This is a genomic window from Chitinophaga pendula, from assembly GCF_020386615.1.
GTDB classification, from domain to species: Bacteria; Bacteroidota; Bacteroidia; order Chitinophagales; family Chitinophagaceae; genus Chitinophaga; species Chitinophaga pendula.
In genome coordinates, this window is record NZ_CP077769.1 from 497,307 (window position 1) to 521,365 (window position 24,059).

Consider the following 24,059-nt stretch of genomic DNA (forward strand, 5'->3'; position numbering starts at 1 on the left):
GGCTCTTAAATCTTCACACAAACCAGCATACTTATCCACGTACAATTTAAACGTTAAGACAAATCGTTATGATCAAAACAATTTCACCTCATGGTTACCCGGAAGGGGGTAAGGGGCACGATATGCTGTTGCTGCGACAGCTGTTAGTGGCGGTTATCCTGTTGGGCAACTTTTTTATGGCTCACCGGTTATCTGCGCAAACTCATCCGGTAAGCGGAGTGGTAAAAGATGAAAAGGGGGCGCCCTTTGTCGGTGTGGTAGTCCGGGTTAAGGGTACTTCTACCGGTACGGCGACCAATAATGATGGTAAGTATACTATCAATGTTTCCGGCGGTAATGCTACCTTAATTTTTTCTTATGTGGGGTACACTACCCAAGAGCTGCCAGTTGGTGCAAACGTTTCCGTCAATGTGACATTACAGCCCTCTGAAAAATCGCTTGACCAGGTGGTGGTAGTGGGATATGGTACGGTACGTAAAAGTGACATCACCGGTTCTATCTCTTCGATATCATCGAAAGACATTAAGGCAGTACCTGTAGCCTCTTTATCACAAGCGCTGGAAGGTCGGGCTGCGGGCGTGAAAGTGTCTAATGCCTCCAATTCGCCCGGCGGTGGTATTACTATCCGTATACGCGGCGGTAACTCTATACAAGGTGGTAATGAGCCGTTGTATGTAGTGGATGGTTATCCATTGTATAATGAAAGCGGGCCTTCTATTAACCCGAATGACATCGAGTCGATGGAGATCCTGAAAGACGCTTCTGCGACGGCGATCTATGGTTCCCGCGGTGCCAACGGGGTGATCATCATCACGACCAAACGCGGGAAGGCGGGACGTAATAATATCCAGTTTGAAAGTTACTATGGTGTGCAAAAGTTGCGGAAGAAACTGGACCTGCTGGATGCAACAGCATTTGCAAAAATGGTGAATGAAGGTATTGCCAATGTGAATAACGACAATGTGGGCAACCCAGGATTTCCGAAAGCCCCGGCATTTACTGATGCGCAGATCGCCGCATTAGGTAAGGGGACGGACTGGCAGGATGAGATATTCCGTGAAGCGCCAATTCAGAACTACCAGCTGACATTTTCCGGTGGTAATGACAAAACGCAATATGCGGTATCGGGTAACTACTTCGATCAGCAAGGTATTATCATTAATACTGGCTACAGCCGTGGATCGGTGCGGGTGAACCTGGATCAGCATGTGAACGACCGTTTCCGGCTCAGTACCAGTTTTACGGCGACCCGGAGTAAGGGGAAAGCGGTTAATACGGACGGTGATGGTGGTGCTGGCGCCGGTGTGGTATATGGTGCGCTTAATTTCTCGCCCACTGTTCCGGTATACAATGCGGACGGCACCTATACGCTCTATAACCGTACAGGTGGTATCATTATCAGCAACCCGGTGGCTTTGGCGCGTGAGACGATCAATAATACGGTCATCACCCGTATACTGGGTAATATCTCCGGTGAATATAAGATCATCGAAGGGCTGAGCTTCAAAACTTTGTTTGGCGCCAACATCAACTATAATAAGAATACCTTTTACCTGCCGAGGACGGTATATGCCGGTCTGGCGGCGAATGGTACGGCCTCTATCTACAACTCGCAATATGCGGAGTGGCTGAATGAAAATACCCTGTCCTACCGTAAGACATTCAATAATATACATAAGATCAATGTGCTGGCAGGTTATACTTTCCAGCAGGCTAATTTCGAAGATGTGCGGGCGAACGCGCAGAACTTTGCCAACGATATCCTGGGGCCTAACAACCTGGGTACGGCCCAGCAGACCAATACCGGCGCTTCCAACAAAAACGACTGGACGTTGCGATCTTTCATCGGACGTATCAATTACGACCTGATGGAGAAATACCTGCTTACGTTGACAGGACGTCTGGATGGATCTTCCAGGTTTGGTACCGGTAATAAGAATGCATTCTTTCCTTCCGGATCATTTGCATGGAGAGCGTCAAAAGAGCCGTTCATGCGAGGTGTGTCGGCTATCAGTGAGTTGAAACTGCGTGTGAGTTATGGTCTGACCGGTAACCAGGAGATTGGTCAATACCAGTCGCTGGGTAGTCTTTCGGCGCAGAACTATGCCTTTGGCAATGTGCTGTCGGTAGGGTATGCTCCTAACCGTATTGGCAATCCGAACCTGAAGTGGGAGACGACGGGGCAGGCGGACATCGGTTTGGATATCGGTCTGTTGCGCGATCGCATACAGATCACGGCGGACTGGTACCAGAAACGTACGCGTGACCTGCTGTACAATGTGGCGTTGCCGATCACTTCCGGTTATTATAATTCTTTACAAAATATCGGGAAGGTGAAAAACGAAGGGATAGAGCTGGGCATCAACACGACTAACTTCCAGGGCAAGTTTACCTGGACGACCAGTTTCAATGTGGCGTACAACCACAATGAGATCACGGACCTGGGAGGTGCTAAGGATGTGCCTTCCGGTGGAGCGAGCGGGCACCTGCAGTTAGGGAACTCTGGTATCCTGCGTGTAGGACAGCCGGTAGGTGTGTTTTACGGACTGGTAACAGACGGTATTTTCCAGAGCAAGGAGGAGATCGCAGCATCTGCGCAGAAGAGTGCGAAGCCCGGAGAGCGTCGCTTTAAAGACATGAACGGCGACGGGGTGATCAACGCTAATGACCGTGTGATCCTGGGGCATGCACAGCCTGACTATACTTTTGGATTTACCAACAACTTCTCCTATAAGGGCTTTGACCTGAATGTTTTCTTTCAGGGTGTGCAGGGGAACAGTATTTTCAATCTGAACCGTTTCGAGCTGGAATCGCTGACAGGTGTGAGCAACCAGCTGGGAACTGTTCGTGACCGCTGGAGTGCTACTAATCATAGTAATGAGATCCCGAGGGCTTCTTCCAACGGACAACCTTACCAGGTGACCAGCCGCCAGGTAGAAGACGGTTCTTATATCCGTCTGCGGAATATACAGTTGGGATATAACTTCCCGGCATCCTGGCTGAAGCGTGCGGGGCTGGTGAATGCCAAGATATATGTAAGTGCTCAAAACCTGCTTACGTTCACCAACTATTCCGGTTATGATCCTGAGGTAAGCCGTTTTGCCCAGGAGACACTGAGCCAGGGTACCGACTATGGTAGTTACCCTGCTGCTAAAACCTTCCTGGTGGGCCTTAACATCGGTTTATAAACTAAGTATCAGCAAAAAAGAAACGTAATGAAAAAGACGCTATATATAGCAGGATTGTCGCTGTTACTCGGCCTCTCTGCCTGCTCCAAACTGGATGAAAATCCGCAGTCCTTTATTTCTCCTGAAAACTTCTACAAGACGAGAAGTGATGCTATAGCTGGTGTTACGGCGGCATATGCACCAGTGCGGCTCAACGGGTTTGTGGCACGTAACTATGCCATATTAGGTGAGATCACTACTGATAATATGTTCCCGTTGCCGAACAACAACGACCGTGTGCAGCTGGATAACTATACCCATGGGCCTCAGAACCTAATCTTGCGGGAAACCTGGCAGGACTTCTATGTAGGGGTATCCAACTGTAATTTCGTGATCGACAAGGTGCCTGGTATTGATATGGAAGAGGGGTTGAAGAAGCGGCTTATTGCGGAGGCCAAGTTCCTGAGAGGCTTCTATTACTTTCACCTGGTGCGGTTATTCGGTGATCTGCCGTTGATGACGACTGCGTTGGCATCGCTGAACCAGCTGACTTATCCGCGAAGGGATCCGAAGGACCAGGTGTACCAGCAGATCATCAAAGACTTCACGGATGCGGAGGCGGGTTTGCCGATCTCTTATACCGGTGCTGATCAGGGTCGGGCGACACAAGGTGCTGCCAAGGCTTTCCTGGCCAGCGTATATTTGACGCTTAAACAGTATCCGCAGGCGCTGGCGAAAGCGGCGGAGGTGATGCGTCCGGAGTTTGGATATGGGTTGTGGGACAATTACCTGGATGTATTTGACATTAAAAATGAGTTTGGCAAGGAAGCGATCTTCGATGTGCAGTTCGTAAGTGGTCCTGCGGGCCTGGGAGGTAACCTGATTGCATTTTTCGCTCAGGAGAATAATGCTGTAGGCGGGCGCGGTTTCGGTTCTTTCCAGCCGACACAGGAGTTGTATGACAGTTTTGATCCGGCTGACCGCAGGAAGGCGGTATTCTTTACCAAGGGTACTGACAACAAATACTACTGTAATAAGTGGATAGATGCGGATGCGCGTACGGAGAACCAGTCTGACAATAACTATCCGCTGATGCGATATGCAGAGGTGGTATTGACGTATGCGGAGGCTTATAATGAGGTGAATGCTCCGGTAGACGGTAATGAAGCTTACAAAGCGGTGAACAGTATCCGTAAGCGGTCAGGTTTGCCTGACCTGGCGGGCCTTACGCAGGCACAGCTGCGGGATGCGATCCTGAATGAGCGACGCCTGGAGCTTTGTTTTGAGGGACAGCGCTGGTTTGATCTTGTGCGCACTGGTAAGCTGGTATCTACCTTAAAAGCAAAAGGCACGACAAATATTAAGGATTTCCATATACTGTTCCCGGTGCCGACGTTTGAGATCGATCTGAATCCGAATCTGAACCCACAGAATACCGGTTATTAATATCCATGTTTATCCAGCTGACTTAAGTAATGCTTAAGGAAGCGATACAGGGGACCTACAGGGGATCTACAGAGGACCTATAAGATAAGCGCAGGCAGATTATTAACTAATTGAAAGTCAATAAAAAGCCGCCCGGTAAAAGGGCGGCTTTTTGTATTCCGGCATGAGATCAGTCCACTGCATTGATGAATAAGTTGAATGCTTTTGCGAATTCGTTTTGTTGTTTTTTATCGCTACCCGGTAACCAGCTGACTTCGAATCCACGGTCCAGGCGGTTGACGGTGGCCTCTTTGATATTTATGGGCCGGGTATGTACTATTCCCAGGAGCATGTTATTCCGGAAGACGAGTGCTAAGCGATATAATGGAGACGGATCGTCGATCGCATTTTCATAATTGAAGTAAATGGTGAAGGGGGCGAACTGTTGTTGTTCTTTTTCGAGTGCGAACTGTTTGATAAAGGGCTGTGTGGCGGCGAAGGTGCGGCTGTGTTCCCGGGTGAGGAAGCTGGTCAAGGCTGTTTCTATGATAGAAGCGGACTTGATGTTATTCACCTGTGTAAAGCCATCGATGGTGGCGAAGGTACCTTCGTTGCTGCTGGCGGCGTATGCTTTCAGGTTTTTCAGGGCTTTGCCGACAGGTTTGCCTTTTACTTTCAGTATACTGCCGGCCTTGATCAGTTGATTAGCGGCTTCATTTTTTGAGAGGTCAACGTTGAGTCCGACCTGGTACCATCCTTTTTGGGCGTTGGTGCATTCTACCAGGACGTTGTCGTCGAGGGAGAAGAGGACAGGGCCGGTAGCGGAGGAGCGGATGTTGGCGGGGCCGTCGATCCGTTCGCCTTTTATCACGGCGGGCAGTGCATGCGTATCGTGAGTGGTGGCTGGTGTTTTTGGTGTTACGGCAGGTGCATTCTTGTGTTTAGGAGTTTTGTTGTCTGATGTTTGACAAGCTGCGGTGAGCAGCAGTAGTGACAGGTAAGCGATGTGTTTCAAGGTAATGTGATTGTGATGTTTATCTTTTTATAAGCCAGCGATTGCGGCTGATATGGTGCGATATGCTTTCAGGTATTTATTGAGGCGTGCTACATCTTTTTCTGTAACCTGTGGGATGCGTCTGATGTCCATATTGTCGGTCAGGTCGTGGAGTTTGACGGTCATCGCCAGTTTGTTTTGCATGACGCGGGCGGTGAAGTGATCGTAGTCTTCGTCTTCTGACAGTTTGGACAGGCATTGTACGGCTTCCAGTATGTAGGGATCGAGGCCTTCTGCAGCCAACGCTTCAAAGGTCCAGGGGGTATCTTCTACGATATCGTGTAATACGCCACAGATCTTTTCGGCTTCTGTAATGCCCATGTTCATGACGCGGAGTACGTGCCCGATGTAGGGGGCTCCATACTTATCCTGTTGATTGGCGTGAGCTGCTACAGCGATGGATATGGCTTTCTCGAGATTCATCTTATCGGTATTTTATCTACAGCGAAGCTACAAAGGATATGCCTAAAAACGCAGACGCCTTCCCGATCGGGAAGGCGCTGTGTTTAAACTATATCAATACAACTTACTACACTTACATAAAATGGTATCTTACGAAAGCTTCCATGGCAGCGTATTTTTGCAGTCCGAGTGCATCGTAGAGATTGGCGGTATCGGCATTGCGGTCTTCGGCACGTTGCCAGAATTCGCGGGCATCAGAGCCTTGGAATGGCACTACGTCTTTCTGACTTTGGTGGATGAAGATACCCAGGCGTTTTTGCATGATCTGGTCGGGGCTCATGGGCACGGCCATTTCGATTTCGTGGATATCCCATTCCTGCCATGCACCTTTATAGAGCCATACCCAACAGTCTTTCATGAAAGGTTCGTCTTTGAGTCTTTCGAGTGCTGCGAAGATGATATCGAGACATACTTTGTGTGTACCATGTGGATCGGCGAGGTCGCCGGCGCAGTAGATCTGTTGTGGTTGTACTTTACGGATCAGGTCTACGGTGAGCTGGATATCTTCTTCACCCATTGGTTTCTTTTCTACGAGGCCTGTTTCGTAGAAGGGCAGGTTCATGAAGTGAATGTTCTCGTCGGGGATACCTACGTATCGGCAGGTAGCTTTTGCTTCACCGCGGCGGATAAGACCTTTGATAGCGCGTATCTCGGGGGTATCTTTCTGGCTGGGCTTTTTGATTTTGAGGAAAGCCTGTGCGTCGTCGAGTATTTGTGAGCTTTTGCTACGATCGATGTCGAACATGCCTTCGAAGCCTACGGCGAAGTCGATGAAGCGCAGTACAAATTCGTCGGTTACGGCGATGTTGCCGCTGGTTTGATAAGCTACGTGTACATCGTGGCCTTGTTCGTGGAGACGAATGAAGGTGCCCCCCATGGAGATGATGTCATCATCGGGGTGTGGGGAGAAGATGAGTACGCGTTTTTTGGCCGGTTCGGAGCGTTCGGGGTGGTTAGGCAGGTTAGCGCCTGGTTTACCACCCGGCCATCCGGTGATGGTATCGCGGATACCGTTGAACTCTTCGATATTGAGTTCGTAGGCAGAACCATATTGAACGATCAGGTCGTTGAGACCATTTTCATTGTAGTCTTTGTCGGTCAGCATCAGGATGGGCTTGTTCAGCTTCATGGCCAGGCTGGTCACGGCTTTACGGCGCATCTTGGGTGTCCATTCGATATCGCCGGTGAGCCAGGGTTCGCTGAAGCGGGTAAGTTCCTGTGCGGCTTGTTCGTCGATAACGAATTTACAATCGGGATGTTGTTGGAGGAGGGAAGCAGGTACCTGATCGGTGCTGTGTCCTTCTACGGCGCGGCGGACGATCTTGGCTTTGTGTTGTCCCCATGCCATGAGGACGATCTTTTTAGCCTTGAAGATGTTGCTGAGACCCATGGTAAGTGCCAGTCTTGGTACCTGGCTCATATTAGGAAAGTCATACGCATTTGCCAGGCGGGTAGAGTTATCCAGTGTTACCAGTCGGGTGTGGGAATTGAGATTGGAACCCGGTTCGTTGAAGCCGATGTGTCCATTATTCCCGATACCCAGGATCTGCAGGTCGATGCCCCCTGCGGCTTCCATTCTACGTTCGTATTCAGCACAATATTCCTTGATTTTCTCCTTTGGTACGGTACCATCGGGGATGAAGTAGTTACCTTCAGGAATGTCGATGTGGTTCAGCAACTGTTCTTTCATGAACCGGTTATAGCTCTGAAGGGCGTCGTGTTCTATTGGATAATATTCATCCAGGTTGAAGGTAACGACGTTTTTGAAGCTGAGACCTTCTTCTTTGTGAAGGCGTACGAGTTCGGCATATAGGTATTTGGGGGTGGAACCGGTAGCGAGGCCTAGTACGCAAGTTTCTTTGGCGGCCTGCTTTTCCCGGATAAGTGCTGCTATTTCTTGCGCAACTGCCTTGGAGCCCTCTTTGGCACCGGGGTGTATCTCCACGGCAATTTGTTCAAAACTGTCAATCAGTTCGATTTCCTGATGATTAAACGTCATGGTACAAGATTTGGATTAGATGCTGTTCAAAAACGAGCCGGAAAATTAAAAAAAATAAGGGTAAGATGCGTAATTTTTTATCTATTATTGAATAATTAACCTCGTTCCTGAATGCCGGTTGTTCGCAGTAATACTTAGCCTGATGGCCTGTTATGGGGGTATTCTGTATATTAAAAAGGGTATTATATTTAACCAGCTGCAGCCATACTGCTGGCGACGGCTTTAATTTGCATGCCGTCAAAGGGATATAACATTAAAGTTGTAGAGGATTAATGTTAGTTCTGTATAACTTCACCACATAGTTTAACTATTAAATCAAAAGCTGAACCTGAATTTAAATAGCCAAAATCTAGAGTTGAGTTTCCTGCATTTATAATTGACTTTGTGATATGGTGCTACAATATTGGGGTTGCTATTATTAGGCAGAGGAGTCCGATGTTTGTGTTCCATCTGCTGTAGCTATTAGTAATTGTTTTGCTTTTACCCTGTCTTTAAGGTGTCTGTTATGAAAACCGCCCGCACGACACCCATTACAGACGGTATTTATTCTGGTGCGTTATACGCATACATATTTCCGGTGCACAATGATTGGATTGGCCATGTGGATGGTATATGGCTACGTCTGTCATTGACGGCCAGGTGAATGAGTACTTTTTATCAATCAATAAAAAAAATGAAGATCGCTATGAAAAGAAGGTTATTCCTGTGGCTGCTTGCAGTCACCAGCGTGTTGACCGCCACAGCGCAAACCAGGACGGTCACCGGGAAGGTGACGGATGCGGGTAATGGTACGCCACTACCGGGTGTTACTGTCCGCATTAAAAGTGGATCGGGGGGAACGATCACTAACGCTAATGGGGAGTACAAATTGAATATTGCCGATCAGGAGGCAACGCTGGATTTCAGTTTTACCGGTTATCTCAACAAGCAGGTACCCCTTGCCGGTAAAACGGTATTGAATGTTGCGCTCAGTACAGACAACAAGCAGCTGGATGAAGTAGTGGTGGTAGGTTATGGTACACAGGAGCGTCGTGATGTGACGGGATCGGTGGGTAAGGTAAAAGGTGACCAGTTGAAGAACCTGGCTACCTCCAGTTTTGACCGTCAGCTGGCCGGACAGGTGACCGGGGTGCAGGTAACAGTACCCAGCGGGGTGCTTGGACAGCCTGCACGTATCCGTATCCGTGGTGTCAGCTCTATTTCCAGCAGCTCCGAACCCTTGTATGTAGTAGACGGAGTGCCTTATATTTCCGGTGATCAGGGTGGTTCTTCCCCCACTGGTAACTCCTACGTTTATTATAACCCATTAGGAGATATCAATCCAAATGATATTGAAAGTGTGGAAGTGCTCAAAGACGGTGCAGCGACGGCTATTTACGGTTCTCGGGCATCCAATGGGGTGGTGCTGATCACCACTAAAAAAGGTAAGCTGGGCCGTGCGCGTCTTACCTATGATGGATGGCTGGCAGCAGCGACACCTTCGAAAAGGTTTAACCTGATGAATGCAGATGAATTCATCAAACTGACCAATGAGAAACTGAGGAACGTAGGTGCGAAGGAGGAAGCATTTCCTACCCTGGATCCTTCCGGCAAACCATATGATACGGATTGGCAGGATATCGTGATGCGTACTGGTTTTCAGCAGAACCATGCATTGTCCCTGAGCGGCGCTACCGAGCAGACCAATTATTTCTTTTCTCTGGGTTACAGTAACCTGGCAGGTATATCAGTAGGTAATGATCAGCAGCGTTACAGTGCACGTGCGAAAGTAGAGCAGAAAGCTTTCGACCGTGTGACGGTGGGTGTCAACGTAGCGGTGACGCATACGACAGATAATGGTTTCAATGCTAATACGAATGCTTTGTCAGGTAATATTGGTGGTGCTATTCGTATGTTCCCGAATGTACCTGCCATGTTACCAGACGGATCTTATAACCTGAGCGCGGACCAGCAGCGACTGGGCCGTGGCGCTAATACCAAAGAGATCGACGATAACTATACTAACCTTAAATATGTATTGGATCATAACGTATTCCGTAACCGGAGCCTGAATATTACGGGTAACACGTTCGCGAATGTGGAGATCATCAAGGGATTGAACTTCCGTACGCAGATCGGTATCAACAGTCTGAATGTGGAATACTACCGTTACTGGGATCCGCTGCATGGAGATGGACGTGGTACCAATGGCAGTACTGCGCAGTATTCACTGCCACAGTTCCGTTACAACTGGCAGAATACGTTGAGTTTTAACCGTTCTTTCGGTGTACATAAAGTAGGCGCAGTGGCGGGTCTGGAGTATCAGAAATCCCGTGCCCGCTTTTTCTTTGCGGAAGGTACGGACATGTCCAATCCATTCTTTGGCGGACAGAACCTGATCTCCGATGTATGGGCGACGGGGCGTATAGGTGGTAGCGTTATAGAGAAGGCATTCCAGTCAGTATTTGCAAGAGCTAACTACTCCTTTAACGATCGTTACCTGATCAGCGCAACTATCCGCCACGATAAGATCTCTGATCTGCCGGCAGGCCGGCAGGGTGTTACTTTACCTGGTGCTTCTGTCGGATGGCGTATCTCTCAGGAGCAATTCTTCCGTAATGCTTCCGGTCTGCGGTTTATCAGCGACCTGAAACTGCGTGGTGGTTTTGCGAAAGTCGGTAACGTAGAGATAGGCGATTATCCTTACGCCGGTATCTATAAAGCGGTGCGTTATGGAGAATTGGGTGGTATGCAGTTTGGACAGATATTTAACCCGAACCTCTCTTTTGAGACCAGTAAAAAAGTGAATATAGGTCTGGATGTAGCTTTCCTGGATGATCGTATACAATTTACTGCTGAGTATTTCCGTAATGATATCGACAACCTGATCCTGGCAGCACCGGTACCTCCATCCCTGGGTGTACCTAAGAACCAGATCAATATGAATATCGGTAAGATGTATAACCAAGGGGTAGAATTCTCTGCCAGCGGTAGCGTCTTCAACCGCGGTGCTTTCCGTTGGAATGTCAATGCTAACTTCACGATGGTGAAAAACCGGGTAACGCAGTTGGCTAACGGTAATGCGGATATCGTGGATGCTTATAACATCACTCGTGTAGGAGAGTCCATCGGTACTTTCTTCGGCTTTAAGTCTGCGGGTGTAAATCCGGCCAATGGATTTGCGCTCTGGGAAAAGGCAGACGGCAGTATTATCCAGGGTGTGATCGCTCCTAACGGTACCAGCAGCTATGCCAAATACGATCCTTCCAAACCGGCTGACATTTCGCAAAGTGCGGCGGGGCTGACTTTTGCTGATAAACGTATCCTGGGACAAGCGAATCCTACCTGGTACGGTGGTCTTACCAACTCTTTTGCCTATAAAAACTTTGACCTGAGTATTGCCTTGGTATTCTCTGGAGGTAATAAGGTATACAATGCTACACGTCAGGAATCGCTGACCAACATGAAGTTCCAGAACGGTGGTCGCGAACTGCTAGACCGCTGGACCACACCTGGTCAACAGACAGACGTGCCGAAAGTATTTTACGGTAGTGGCGCCGGTAACTTCATCAACCAGAACGGTAGTGCCAACAGCCGCTTCCTGGAGAATGGCAACTTCCTCCGTGCACAGAATATCAGCCTCGGTTATAACCTGCCGGCTTCTTTACTCGGCAGAGCGAAGATCAGCAGCCTGAGAATATATGCGCAGGTACAGAATGCGTTCATCATCACCAGCTATTCCGGTCTGGATCCGGAGCTGAACAGCTATGCGCTGGCCAGTGGTGCCACCACCAATGGTCTTGCTAACCGCCAGCCTGGTATCGACTGGAACGCCAATCCTATACCGCGTACTTATACATTTGGTATCAACCTGGGACTTTAAAAATTTATGGTCATGAAAAGTATCTTACATCAATCATATACGATCGGTAAAGTGGTAGTAGCTTCCCTGCTGATCACTTCCGTATTCGGTATCTCTTCCTGTAAAAAATTCACTGAGCTGAATCCTATCAACGGGCAGGCACAGGAAGATGCATTTAAAACACCCGCCAATATAGAGTTGGTGATGCAGGGTGTATATGAAGCAGCTGCTATCGGCTCTTATAACAACGATAAGCTGGCGGCACGTGGTTATCCTTTCGGTGCTGCTGCTATCCAGCAAGGTGAAATGAGAGGAGAGGATATGCTGAACATCGATCAGTTCTTCGCGATCACTTATGAAGGCGGTTACAACCCGGCTTCCGCCAACAATAACAACCATTGGTTCAACCTGTATGCCTTAATCAATCAGGCCAATATCCTGATAGAAGGTGTAAAAGGTGCTGGTAGTAAAGGCATCATTACAGCTGACCAGGCGAAAGTGTATGAGGCGGAGGCACGTTTTCTCAGGGCATTGTCTGTACATGAACTGCTGATCCACTTCTCCCGTCCATTTGCCGATGGTGCCGGTAATAAACTGGGCGTACCCTATCGTACAAGGGCGGTTACCAATATCGATGCTATCAACGAAGAGGCCAAGATGCCACGGGGAACGGTAGCAGAAGACTATACTAAAATACTGGAAGACCTGGACTATGCGGAGACTAATCTACCGGATGTACAGACCAAAGGGTTCTCCAGGGCTACCAAAGGAGCGGCTATTGCTTTGAAGATCCGTATCAAACAGCATAAGGCAGATTGGCCTGCTGTGATTGCAGAAGGAGCCAAACTGGGTACGGCAGGTACAGGCGCTACCTTTACCAGCCCGATCGGTGCTTACCGGCTGACGGATGATCCTGCTGGTCCTTTTGCCAATTTCAAGAGCAATTCAGAGTCTATCTTTTCTATTGCCAACGGGCCTTTGTCCAACGGCGGTACCAATGGCTCTCTAGCTGGCATGTTCGGTCCCGGCGACCGTGGTGCGCGTGGCCTGGTAGCGACCAGCCCCATCCTGTATAATGCCTCCTTCTGGGTAGCGGGCGACAAACGTCGTGAGCTGATGCAGGTGCGTCAGGAAAAAGGTGCTAAATACTATTTTAACTTCAAGTACCGTGACTATACGAACAAAACGGATTGGGCACCTATTATGCGTTATGCGGAGGTGTTGCTGAACGTGGCGGAAGCGTATGCTAGAACCGGCAATAATGCACAGGCACTCAAACTGCTTAACGCTGTAAGAGACCGTTCCGTACCTGCAGATAAACGCTTTACGACTGCTCCGGCCGACCTGATACTGGCGATATTGAATGAACGCCGTATTGAGTTCACAGGAGAAGGCCGTCGTTGGGCGGATCTTCATCGTCTGGCGCTGGACCCTGTGTATGGTACCAATGGTATCCCTGCTAAGTTAAAGGCATCCCAACTGGTGAAAGATGGGACTGACTACAACTTCGTAACCCCACCTACTTTCACCGGCGTAGGTGTACCTAAATTTGACTATGATAACTATCGCTTCCTCTGGCCTTTGCCAACAGAAGAAGTAGCGGCTAACCCGGTACTGCGTGCACAGCAGAATCCTGGTTACTAGTTGCTGCATGATCTTTTTACATTACAAGAGAGGCTACCTGTCAGGAGCCTCTCTTGTGTTTTAACATTATCAAGCCGATATTTGTATATAGCAATAGCAGCCTGCTGCCAATAGGCTGATGAGTAATCCGATTATTAACCATATTAAAGTGAAAGGAAAATGGAATACAGGCAATTAGGTTCATCCGGACTCTTCGTACCGGTATTATGTTTTGGCACCGGTACTTTCGGCGGTGGAGATAAATTTTTTAAAGCTTGGGGGAGCACAGAAGTGAAAGAAGCTACCCGGCTGGTAGACCTTTGTATGGAAGCTGGTGTTAATTTCTTCGATACTGCGGATATTTATTCCCAGGGGCTATCTGAAGAGATCCTGGGTAAGGCAATAGCAGGCCGTCGAGATAAAACGATCCTTTCTACGAAAGCGACCTTTGCCTTTGGAGAAGGTCCCAATAGCCAGGGGTCTTCCCGATTTCGCCTGCTTCAACAGGTAGAAGGGAGCCTGAGAAGGCTGGGAACCGACTATATCGATATCTATCATATGCATGGTTTTGACGGTAACACTGCGATAGAGGAAACGCTGCGTACATTGGATGATCTGATCCAGAGTGGTAAAGTGCGCTATATTGCCTGCTCTAACTTCTCCGGCTGGCATCTGATGAAAGCGTTGAGTATCTCTGACCGTTATGGCTGGAATCGTTATATTGCCCACCAGGTATATTATGCGCTGACCAACCGTGAATATGAATGGGAGCTGATGCCGTTGGGACTCGATCAGAAAGTAGGTAGTCTTATCTGGAGTCCGCTTGCCGGGGGCCGTTTGGGTGGTAAATACAGCCGCAACAAGCCGTTACCGAATAGCGGCCGTGTCGCTGAGGGAGGGAGTCCGGTACCAGGAGAAGTGGTTGCTGACGAACATCTTTTCCGTATTACCGACGCATTGGAAGCGCTTTCAGCAGAGACGGGTAAGTCAGTTGCACAGATTGCTATCAACTGGTTGTTGCAGCGTCCTACGGTATCCAGCATTATCATCGGTGCGCGTAATGAAGAGCAATTACAGCAGAACCTGGCGGCAGTAGGATGGAATCTTACTACAGAACAGGTAAAACGGCTGGATGATGCCAGCGAAGTATCCCCTATCTATCCATACTGGCATCAGCGGGAGCGACTTGCATTGAATCCTATTCCGAAATTCTACTAACCCGTTTTATATAAAAAGGGCTGTCTTAATTGTTAAGACAGCCCTTTTGTTTGGGTATTATTGTTCTATCAGTTCACTACTATCTCATCTACGAACAACCAGGCGCCGCTACCTGCACCAGGTGCGCCGGCAGATATCTTACCTGCATTTTGGGCCTGTACCTTTATATATTTACCTCTTACCTCTTTTACATTTCCTCTTAATTTTATCAGGCCGGATGCGTTGGTGAAAGTGTGTTTGTATACTTCCTTAAACTGTTTGCCATCTTCGGATATGGAAAAAGTAACCTGTTTAGGAGCGTATACCCATTGTTGTTTTTCGCTGTAGATATCCAATCCTACCTGATGTATATCCTGTATGCTGTCGAGTGCCAGCGTGGCTTCAAAATTACCACCGCTATAACCAAACCAATGCGGATCACTTACCACGGCTGCCGGTTCGATGCCATCTGCCAGCATGAAGGCATTGCCTGGATAGTAACTTTCATTGGGTGTGGTCGCCAGTTGTACGGTCTTTCCCACTCCTTTATGATAAGTGAAAGACTGGTTGTATTCATTGCCGAATTGTTTGTCATCCTGGAATACTGCGGCTCGAATGGTGCAGGAACTATCGATCCGGATCGGCTGTGTATACTGATTGCTGCCGGGGAGGGGGGTACTTCCGTCGGTGGTATAAGTGATCTTGCCACTATCCAGCGCTGTTTCAAATTTCACTTGGATGTTTCCTTTACCGTTGCCTGCTACAGTACCACGTACTTCAAACACGTGTTTGGCATAATTCACACGTTTCAAATCCAGTCTTTTGAAATGTAATTTGAGCCGTTGTATGAAATCGTCGTAGTTACGTTTGTCAGCAGGTGTCCATAATACTTCTGACAAAGCAACGGTGCGGGGATACATCATATATTCCACATGATCGCCATTTTCGATGTATTCTGTCCAGAGATTGGCCTGCGCTCCTTTGATAAAGCGGGCTTCTTCTTTGTTAAGCGCCTGGGGGATGGGATCGTAACTGTATACCTTACTTAAAGGGATAAAGCCACCAATCGCCAGCGGTTCCGTTTTGCCTTTGGACTGATAATAATCAAAGTACAGGTGGCTGGTAGGTGTCATGATCACATCATGATGTTGTTTGGCCGCGGTAATGCCACCATCTATACCTCTCCAGCTCATGACTGTTGCATTAGGTGCCAGTCCTCCTTCTAGTATTTCATCCCAGCCGATGATCTGACGGCCTTTGCTGTTAAGGTACTTTTCTATTCGCTGAATGAAATAGCTCTGCAAGGCATGTTCATCTTTGAGCCCCTCGTTGTGTATGCGTTGCTGACACTTCGGGCATTTTTCCCAACGTACTTTTGGGCTTTCATCCCCTCCGATGTGTATATACTTGCCGGGGAAGAGGTCCATCACTTCGGTCAGTACATCTTGCAGGAAGAGGAAAACACTATCATTACCGGCGCAAAATACATCATCATAAACGCCCCAATGTGTGCCTACTTCATAGGGTCCTCCGGTACATCCCAGGTTAGGATAAGCCGTGAGGGCAGCCAGTGCGTGCCCCGGCATTTCAATCTCCGGTACAACGGTTATAAACCGTTCTGCAGCGTATTTTACCACCTCTCTGATCTCTGCCTGGGTATAATAGCCACCGTAAGGTTTTCCATCATATTTCTGATCGCTATAGGGCCCTTCCATTGTCTCCTTGCGCCGGGATGCTACTTCCTGCAGGGCAGGGTATTTCCTTATCTCTATGCGCCAGCCCTGATCATCGGTCAGGTGCCAATGAAAAGTATTTAGTTTGTGCATAGCCATCAGGTCTATGTATTTCTTGATGAAGTCTATCGGGAAAAAGTGCCTGCATACATCCAACATGAGTCCCCTGTGTGAGAACCTCGGATAGTCGGTGATATCTGCACCTGGTATCCAGAGTGTTTGCCCTTTCTGTACAGGAAGTAACTGTAGTAGTGTTTGCATGCCGTAGAAGGTACCACTGCTGTCATAACCGGTGATGGTCACGAGGTCGTGGGTGGCTTTCAGTGTGTACCCTTCTGGATGACTGGTATCTTTAGCCGTACGTAATACGATGGCATTTTTGTCACCACTGTCGGCGATCTTCAGTTCGTAACCGGTTAGTTCTTTCAGCCATTCGTTAAAAAGTTGAGCGATCTGTTTTTCTGCCGGATGAGCGGCTACCAGTACTGTTTGTTTGTCCAGCAGGAAGGAGTCGGGTGCTGCCTTAACACTTACGGGCATAGGGATGATGCTGAGTTGTCCCTTGGGAATATTATCGCCCGGAGGGTGACCGCAGGCAGCCAGGAATAGTCCGCCTGCCAGCAGCATGCATTGTAGTACACTGTTCTTGTTCATCATTGTTGGTTTTATAAAAACGCCCGGAGCAGGGGCTTCGGGCGTTTGCTATTTATTCGATTATAATCTCATCTGCGAAGATATGACAAGGCTCTCCTTTTCCCGGATGCCAGTCTGGTATCTGACCATGTGTAGTGGCTTTTACCTTTATGAAACGTGTTTGTACATTTACCGGGAGTGTAAGCTCCTGTTGATGTGTACCATATTCCCGATCGGAGAAAGTATTTTTTACCACCCCTAATGATACGAAGTTTTTACCATCTTCGGAAGCAAAATACTCGACTTGGGTGGGGTACCATATCCATACGGCCAGATCCTGTAGTACACTAAGTGCCAGTTTATGCACGGCCCGTTTGCTTTTGAGGTCTACCACCGCCTCCAGGTCACCGGGATAATGGCTTTGCCAGGCTCCCAGGCGAAAATCACTTTTACCACGTATGCCATCGATCAGTGCATCATTACCGCCACCGGTAAATTGCGGATGTAGTTTGGACAGGATGTTGATGGTTTTGTCTGTTGGTATTTTGTGGAATACCGCGGTCGCCACCTGGCTGCATTGTCCGCTTTTACATGCAATCGCATGAAGTGTCGTGGTCTCTTTTAAAATAAGCGGTGTAGTATAAGTAGCAGCAGCTGCAGTAGGGGTACTGCCATCAGTTGTATAGTGAATAGTCAGACCTGGAGCCGTTGTTTTCAATGTTACTTCCACCTTGTCCAGGAAACGATCCGCCACGGCTTCGGTATATGGAACAGGCACTGTTACCGCATCTGTAATCGCACTAACGGGAATGTTGTTATCCTCGCTACCCCACTTGCCTGGTTTGTTAGTCATATTAAACTGCAGGGTGCCACCTTTCATAATGTCGCTATGAGCCAGGTAACTTTTACTATAGGGTCTGCCATTCAGTTGTGCTGATTGTATGTATGCATTTTGCGCTTTCCTGTTGTTAGCTTTGATAGAGAAGGTCTTCCCATTTTCCAAATGTATTTTCACCTCATCGAACAGCGGACTGCCAATGGCATAGACACCACTACCGGGGGTTACGCTATAAAATCCCATGGTACTTAACACATACCACGCACTCATCTGTCCGCAATCCTCATTGCCGCTTAAACCGTCAGGGGCATTGTGGTATTGTGTCTGGTAGATATTGTTAAGCAGTTCCTGCGTGCGCCAAGGTTGGCCTGCATAGTTAAACAGGTAAGCCATATGATGACTGGGTTCGTTGCCATGTGCATACTGTCCGATCAGTCCGGTAATGTCAGCCTGATGCCTGCCGGAGAGTTGCATTTCGGTAGTGAATAACTCGTTCAGTTTATGTACAAACTTTTCTTTTCCACCATATAAGGACATTAACCCACTAACATCCTGCTGTACGGCGAAGCTGTATTGCCATGCATTGGCCTCTGTATAGAAATTGTTTACTTCTGTAGGATCAAAAGGTGACATCCAACGGCTACCATTTTTACCACGCATAAATCCTGTACTGGCATCGAAAAGGTTTTTGTAGGACTGTGCGCGTTTCATATAACGGGTGTATACTTCCGGCTGATGCAGCCACTTTGCCATCTGGGCGATGCACCAGTCGTCGTAGGCATATTCCAATGTGCGGGATACTGATTCTGCCTGCACATCTGCACTGAGATAACCCTGGCGAATATAATCCTGCATACCAAATTGTTCGCCCTCCGCATAACTACGCATGGCTTCCAGGGCATAGGTACTGTCAAATCCACGGATACCTTTCTGGAAAGCATCGACAATGACGGGTACGGCATGATAGCCTATCATACAGAATGTTTCATTAGCGCTCAGCTCCCATACCGGCAGCATACCTCCGTATCTGTATTGCGCCAGGAAAGTATTGATCCAATCTGCTGTACGCCGTTGATCGATGATGGTCATCAGGGGATGTAACGCACGATGTGTATCCCATAAAGAGAATACAGAGTAGTTGGAGAAATCTTTTGCCCGGTGGATCTTTTTGTCTGTACCACGGAATTGCCCATCCACATCCATGTAAAGATTAGGGTTTAGGCTGGCATGGTACAAGGCGCTATAAAAGATGGTTTGCTGATCAGGTGTACCTCCATTGACCTCTATTTTTCCCAGTGTTTTGTTCCAGGCGTCTTTGGTATTTTTCACTACCTCATTGAAGCGAAAATGTGGTAACTCTGCATCCATATTGCGCAAAGCACCTTCCTCGCTGACACCGGAGATGGAGACCTTTGCATACAATGGTTTGTCTGCGCGCAGGTCGAAGCGGAAATAAGTTTTGATGTTGCGGCCTTGAGCCGTTTTAAGTGCTCCTTTCTCCAGGTTGTCTAATGCTACCGTCCATTGTTTTACCGGCTGAGAAAACCGGAGCGCGAAGTACAATACCTGGTCCTGTGCCCAGGAAGTAGAACGGCGCATGCCGACAATAGTAGAATCGTTTATTACCTTAAAGGAGGCATCTTTTACAATATCTCTATGGTAGAGGTCCAGTAATACATTACCGGTTTTGGTGCCCGTGGGAAAGATATACTCATGCAATCCTACACGGGTAGTGCTGGTGAGGTTGACCCGGATGTTGTATTTATCCAGTTTTACACTGTAGTAGCCGGGAGAGGCTTGTTCTTGCTGATGAGAAAAGGAGGAAGCGTATTTTTCATTGTCCCACTCATATTGACCTGTAGTGGGCATTAACAGCACATCGCAATAGTCTTCGATGCCAGTCCCGCTGAGGTGGGTATGCGAGAAACCATATATAGTGCTGTCGGTGTAATGATAGCCGGAGCAGCCATCCCAACCTTTTAATCGCGTATCGGGGCTGAGCTGTACCATGCCGAAAGGCATACTGGGACCTGGATAGGTATGACCATGGCCGCCTGTACCAATGAATGGATTAACTAGTTTTGTAAAGTCTTTTTGCTGTGCATTCGCTGTTACGGCTAACCCGAGTGTCAGCACCATCCACCATTTTTTCATCATTCTCGTAGTATCTAAAGTCAGGAAAAGCTTACCTCGAAGGATATACCTTCTCCCATGGCATAACGTAGGGATGGATCGCATATAACATTACAGGAAAGCAGTTTACAATGATTTCGCGGCTAAGATAAGGAAAGTTTGCTAAAACGGTTTAGTGTGGGGCTAGCAGGACAAAATGGTAGGTAAAAGGTAGTTGTTTTCCCTAAATTATTTATGACAGCAACTTACTTTTTTCTCTTTCAGCGCCGGACTGATATATGGGATACCCAGGTTCATTCCCCGTACGATGAGTAAGAGTGCTACCATACCGATTGCGACAGGGATAAAGCGACGAATATGTACACGTAGCAGCTGACTGAACCAGCTGACGGCCGCCATTGCCGGAATAGTGCCTATGCCGAATGCGGTCATGAAAAGTGCCCCTTTCCAGGCGCTACCGGTAGCGATAGCGCCAGTGATACCGATATATACTAATCCACAGGGAAGCAGCCCATTCAGAAAGCCAATGGTAAATAACGTACTGAATCGCCGGCGGGTCAGTAATCGCCCTAGTGCTGACTTGACATGTTGCTGGAAGAAGGGTATCTGTGGTAGCGGTTTCTGTAAGATATATTGCCAGCAAAGCAGCAATAATAGCAGTATACCCAATAGGATCGACAGCCACTGTTGTAAGCCACCAATAAAGAACCGTTGCCCTAACCAGCCGGATAGTGATCCTAGCAGCAGATAGGTCGTGGTGCGGCCAGCATTGTATAGCAAGATGCCGGCTAACTTACGGGTACTGCTCAGGTGAATCACCGGTAAGGTTAGGGCAATAGGTCCACACATACCCACACAATGAAAACTGCCCAGAAAACCCAAGAGCAGCCCAGGTAATAGATAGGTTAAACTAGTAATGATGTTCATTGTACGTAATGTTGTATTTCCTGGAAATATGTTTTGCCGTCGGTTTCCCAATGCAGTTTGATCCGATAATTCCCCTTGATAAATCTTTGCCGGCTTACGGCTATTATGCCATTACCATTTAATTGAAGAGGCATCTTAAAATCTTTCCTGGAGTCAGAGGGGCGGTAGAACAGTATTTCTCCCTGTATAGTGCGGCCATGCAATTCCTTGGGGAAAAAAAGCAGGATACTGTCTCCCGGTTGCATGATATGTACGGGGGCAGACAACTGCCGGGTGTTGGATTGACCGTCTATCAATTGTTGATATTGCAGTTCTGCGGCGTAATAGTCCTCATTGACCATATCGATGCGGGTACGCATACTTTTAGTGACGAGCGTCAGCATGCCGATGGCGAAAAGAACGAATACTACGATAATGCTTTGTCCCCAGTTCATATGATTAGAATTTGACAGGCCCCAGGAAAGTTGTTTTTATCAGACCTATCTGCCGGTCTTTTTCATAGAGCCCAACTTGAATAACTGATTTTCTTTTTTTAATGAGGTCATTGGGTAGGATGATAAAAAAGGTACCCTCTCCCTGTCCTTCTGCTTTTACGTGTATGACAGGTTTTCCGATCACTTCAATCTGCCCAGTAGTACCTTCCAGCTTTAATGCCAGTGTTACGGTTAGTACTGTTTTATTTACCAGTTTGATGCGATACAGATTGCTGGTGCTATCGGTGCCGCGTTCCTGGTACAGCATACCTGCTGTACGGATGATAGTGCCGCTTACTGGTTGTCTGCCGGCGAGCAGGTAAATGATAGCACCTGTAATTAATAACAGCAACACACTATAAATGCGGAGCCGTGGTGTAAATCGTAAAGGTGACCTGGTAGCAATACCATTTTCAGAAGCATATTTGATCAGGTCCTTGGGGCGCCCTATTTTATCCATCATGAAATTACAGGCATCTATACAGGCGGTACAGTTTATACACTCCAGTTGTGTGCCGTTGCGGATGTCGATACCGGTAGGACATACATGCACGCATTGCATACAGTCGATACAATCACCAAGATCTTGGACAGTATCCTTTTTATATTTTCCTCTAGGCTCTCCACGTTGATAGTCGTATGCTACCACAACGGAATCTTTGTCCAATAACACGCTTTGCAATCTTCCATATGGACAGATGGTGGTACATACCTGTTCCCGGAATAGCGCAAATACGCTATAGAATACTGAGGAAAAAGCCAACATGGCCATGAATCCTGCAAGGTGTGCAGATAAGGGATCGGTAATGGTGGTCAATAATGCAGGTAATCCGATAATGTAGGCCAGAAAAGTATTCGCGATCAATACAGAAAGTGTCAGAAAGGCGACATGTTTTCCCGCCTTCTTCCATATTTTTTCAGCTGTCCAGGGAGCTTTTGCCAATACTCGCTGAGCTGCTGCGTCACCTTCTATCCAGTACTCGATGCGTCGGAATAGTAATTCCATAAAGATGGTTTGCGGGCAGATCCATCCACAGAACAGCCTTCCGAATGCCATGGTAAAGAGTACGATGAACAGAATGAAGGCTACCATCGCTAATCCGAAGATGAAAAAGTCTTGTGGCCAGAATACCACGCCAAACAGGATAAACCGCCCCTCCGTTACATTAAAGAGAAACAGGGGCCTGCCATTCACTTGTAAGAATGGCAGGCTGAAAAATAACAGGAAATAGCCATAGCTAACGAACTTTCTGATGTTGTATAACCTTCCTTTGGGCATCTTGGCATATATCCACCGACGTTTTCCCTGTTCATCGATGGTGGCCAGGTGATCCCTGAATGCTTCCGTTGCTAAATGTGTATTTTCTTCTCTTTGCATGGCTTATTCTCCTTCATACAGTTCTCCCTGTTTTTCTTTGGGGTTAACAGGATGGCTACCATGGATCGACTTAATGTAACTGCATAGTAACGCCAGTTGTTTAGGCGAAAGATCTTCCTTCCATGATTTCATGCCCTTATCGGGTACGCCATATTTGATGGTCGTGAAAATTTCTTTTAGTGTGCCACCATGTAGCCAATAATCGTCTGTCAGGTTGGGGCCTACAAGGCCTTGTCCTTCGGGACCATGGCAGGCAGCACAGTTGGCTGTGAATATCTTTTTTGCAGTTGCCAGTTCGCCCGCATCTGTAATAAGTTTTACATTATTTTCATCGATATTGTTATCTGCGTTTTTGAGATACGCAGCTTTGGCTTCCGCTGCTTTCTGCTCTGCGATAGCCAGCTCTTCCAGTTGAAGTGGAGCGGCATGACTTACATGGTAACGCCAGAGATATATCACACCAAAAAATATACTGAAGTAAAAGCCCCATCTCCACCAGGGAGGAGTGGGATTATTGAGCTCGCGGATACCGTCGTAGTCATGTCCCATATCTGCTGCTGCTTCGGAATCAGCATCGAGGCTTCTGGTCTTATTGAGTTTTTCGAACCAGTGAATGGTTCTCTTTTTGCGTTCTCTTTTCGGACGAGGGGAGCGCACGATCCCTGTCAGCACCCGGAGCGCCTGCAGCAAGAACAGGATCACCAGCAACTCTAATGTGATGACAGAGACCAGCAGGTAAAAACTTGTATCTGGTAGTCCGGCTACCATACTTGTAGCGGTGGCTATGGGTTCATTGACTTCCTGCCCGTGTGCAATGCCCGCCATGGTGAGCAACAAGGCAATCATCGTGGCTTTTTTCATTTTCTCACGGAATATATCCATTGCACTGATGACAGTAAATCCAAGTATGATAATGGCAAGTAGCAACCCGGCAGCTACTGCAATAAGTAGTAGTGCCACAGGGTGTGTAAGTATATTAATCAGTGTCATTAGAGGCTGTTTTTAGGTGCGTCATTGCCCAGGGGCAGTCGGCTTATTTCATCTATCATGTCGCGGTCGGCTTTAAAAGCCCACCAGGCAGCCAGTGCGAAGAAAACGGTGAATATCAGCAGGGAGGCCATCGGATATATGCTTACATGACTGATAGACTCCAGATATTTGATGAATTTCATAACA

General features: G+C 47.8%; 15 protein-coding genes. 5 read left to right on the plus strand and 10 right to left on the minus strand.

Going from position 1 to position 24,059, the window contains the following annotated elements; all coding sequences use genetic code 11:
- The first annotated feature begins 68 nt into the window (after positions 1-68).
- On the plus strand, positions 69-3,188 hold the full coding sequence (locus KTO58_RS01990) for a SusC/RagA family TonB-linked outer membrane protein (RefSeq protein ID WP_225860015.1): 3,120 nt from the start codon (positions 69-71) through the stop codon (positions 3,186-3,188).
- 27 nt (positions 3,189-3,215) lie between these two features.
- On the plus strand, positions 3,216-4,613 hold the full coding sequence (locus KTO58_RS01995; RefSeq protein ID WP_095840987.1) for a RagB/SusD family nutrient uptake outer membrane protein: 1,398 nt from the start codon (positions 3,216-3,218) through the stop codon (positions 4,611-4,613).
- 169 nt (positions 4,614-4,782) lie between these two features.
- Here KTO58_RS01995 and KTO58_RS02000 read toward each other — a convergent pair whose 3' ends face one another.
- The 3 genes from KTO58_RS02000 to nagB form a co-directional block, all read right to left on the minus strand.
- Positions 4,783-5,607, minus strand: a complete 825-nt coding sequence (locus tag KTO58_RS02000) for a tautomerase family protein (RefSeq protein WP_095840986.1) — start codon at positions 5,605-5,607, stop codon at positions 4,783-4,785.
- A gap of 27 nt (positions 5,608-5,634) precedes the next feature.
- On the minus strand, positions 5,635-6,069 hold the full coding sequence (locus tag KTO58_RS02005; protein ID WP_095840985.1) for a phosphohydrolase: 435 nt from the start codon (positions 6,067-6,069) through the stop codon (positions 5,635-5,637).
- A 112-nt stretch (positions 6,070-6,181) separates the two neighbouring features.
- Positions 6,182-8,107, minus strand: a complete 1,926-nt coding sequence (gene nagB / locus KTO58_RS02010) for a glucosamine-6-phosphate deaminase (RefSeq protein ID WP_095840984.1) — start codon at positions 8,105-8,107, stop codon at positions 6,182-6,184.
- A 685-nt stretch (positions 8,108-8,792) separates the two neighbouring features.
- Here nagB and KTO58_RS02015 point away from each other — a divergent pair.
- From KTO58_RS02015 to KTO58_RS02025, 3 genes are all read left to right on the plus strand, one after another.
- The gene (locus KTO58_RS02015) at positions 8,793-11,969 is read left to right on the plus strand and encodes a SusC/RagA family TonB-linked outer membrane protein (RefSeq protein WP_157753248.1); all 3,177 of its coding nucleotides are present in this window, start codon (positions 8,793-8,795) and stop codon (positions 11,967-11,969) included.
- Positions 11,970-11,981: 12 nt separating this feature from the next.
- Positions 11,982-13,592 (plus strand): RagB/SusD family nutrient uptake outer membrane protein, encoded by a 1,611-nt coding sequence (locus tag KTO58_RS02020; protein WP_095840982.1) that lies wholly within the window; start codon positions 11,982-11,984, stop codon positions 13,590-13,592.
- Between the two features lie 159 nt (positions 13,593-13,751).
- The gene (locus tag KTO58_RS02025; RefSeq protein WP_095840981.1) at positions 13,752-14,789 is read left to right on the plus strand and encodes an aldo/keto reductase; all 1,038 of its coding nucleotides are present in this window, start codon (positions 13,752-13,754) and stop codon (positions 14,787-14,789) included.
- 68 nt (positions 14,790-14,857) lie between these two features.
- Here the strand turns inward: KTO58_RS02025 and KTO58_RS02030 are convergent, their stop codons facing one another.
- The 7 genes from KTO58_RS02030 to KTO58_RS02060 form a co-directional block, all read right to left on the minus strand.
- On the minus strand, positions 14,858-17,155 hold the full coding sequence (locus KTO58_RS02030; RefSeq protein WP_198315051.1) for a beta-N-acetylhexosaminidase: 2,298 nt from the start codon (positions 17,153-17,155) through the stop codon (positions 14,858-14,860).
- Between the two features lie 52 nt (positions 17,156-17,207).
- Positions 17,208-20,129 (minus strand): GH92 family glycosyl hydrolase, encoded by a 2,922-nt coding sequence (locus KTO58_RS02035; protein WP_198315050.1) that lies wholly within the window; start codon positions 20,127-20,129, stop codon positions 17,208-17,210.
- Between the two features lie 204 nt (positions 20,130-20,333).
- A complete protein-coding gene (locus KTO58_RS02040; RefSeq protein ID WP_095840980.1) occupies positions 20,334-21,032 on the minus strand; it encodes a sulfite exporter TauE/SafE family protein in 699 nt (232 codons plus the stop codon).
- Positions 21,029-21,466, minus strand: a complete 438-nt coding sequence (locus KTO58_RS02045; RefSeq protein ID WP_095840979.1) for a FixH family protein — start codon at positions 21,464-21,466, stop codon at positions 21,029-21,031. The genes KTO58_RS02040 and KTO58_RS02045 overlap by 4 nt, the downstream gene beginning before the upstream one ends.
- 4 nt (positions 21,467-21,470) lie before the next feature.
- Entirely contained in the window at positions 21,471-22,883 is a 1,413-nt protein-coding gene (ccoG, locus tag KTO58_RS02050; protein ID WP_095840978.1) for a cytochrome c oxidase accessory protein CcoG, read from the minus strand.
- A 3-nt stretch (positions 22,884-22,886) separates the two neighbouring features.
- Positions 22,887-23,873: a cbb3-type cytochrome c oxidase N-terminal domain-containing protein gene (locus KTO58_RS02055; protein ID WP_095840977.1), complete on the minus strand. Its 987-nt coding sequence runs from the start codon at positions 23,871-23,873 to the stop codon at positions 22,887-22,889.
- On the minus strand, positions 23,873-24,055 hold the full coding sequence (locus KTO58_RS02060) for a CcoQ/FixQ family Cbb3-type cytochrome c oxidase assembly chaperone (protein ID WP_095840976.1): 183 nt from the start codon (positions 24,053-24,055) through the stop codon (positions 23,873-23,875). Before KTO58_RS02060 ends, KTO58_RS02055 begins: the two co-directional genes overlap by 1 nt.
- Between the last annotated feature and the right edge of the window lie 4 nt (positions 24,056-24,059).

Coding starts and splice junctions, on each gene's coding strand:
- KTO58_RS01990 (WP_225860015.1), top strand. CDS start 69: ATGATCAAAACAATTTCACCTCATGGTTACCCGGAAGGGGGTAAGGGG.
- KTO58_RS01995 (WP_095840987.1), top strand. CDS start 3,216: ATGAAAAAGACGCTATATATAGCAGGATTGTCGCTGTTACTCGGCCTC.
- KTO58_RS02005 (WP_095840985.1), bottom strand. CDS start 6,069: ATGAATCTCGAGAAAGCCATATCCATCGCTGTAGCAGCTCACGCCAAT.
- nagB (WP_095840984.1), bottom strand. CDS start 8,107: ATGACGTTTAATCATCAGGAAATCGAACTGATTGACAGTTTTGAACAA.
- KTO58_RS02015 (WP_157753248.1), top strand. CDS start 8,793: ATGAAAAGAAGGTTATTCCTGTGGCTGCTTGCAGTCACCAGCGTGTTG.
- KTO58_RS02020 (WP_095840982.1), top strand. CDS start 11,982: ATGAAAAGTATCTTACATCAATCATATACGATCGGTAAAGTGGTAGTA.
- KTO58_RS02025 (WP_095840981.1), top strand. CDS start 13,752: ATGGAATACAGGCAATTAGGTTCATCCGGACTCTTCGTACCGGTATTA.
- KTO58_RS02030 (WP_198315051.1), bottom strand. CDS start 17,155: ATGAACAAGAACAGTGTACTACAATGCATGCTGCTGGCAGGCGGACTA.
- KTO58_RS02035 (WP_198315050.1), bottom strand. CDS start 20,129: ATGATGAAAAAATGGTGGATGGTGCTGACACTCGGGTTAGCCGTAACA.
- KTO58_RS02040 (WP_095840980.1), bottom strand. CDS start 21,032: ATGAACATCATTACTAGTTTAACCTATCTATTACCTGGGCTGCTCTTG.
- KTO58_RS02045 (WP_095840979.1), bottom strand. CDS start 21,466: ATGAACTGGGGACAAAGCATTATCGTAGTATTCGTTCTTTTCGCCATC.
- ccoG (WP_095840978.1), bottom strand. CDS start 22,883: ATGCAAAGAGAAGAAAATACACATTTAGCAACGGAAGCATTCAGGGAT.
- KTO58_RS02055 (WP_095840977.1), bottom strand. CDS start 23,873: ATGACACTGATTAATATACTTACACACCCTGTGGCACTACTACTTATT.
- KTO58_RS02060 (WP_095840976.1), bottom strand. CDS start 24,055: ATGAAATTCATCAAATATCTGGAGTCTATCAGTCATGTAAGCATATAT.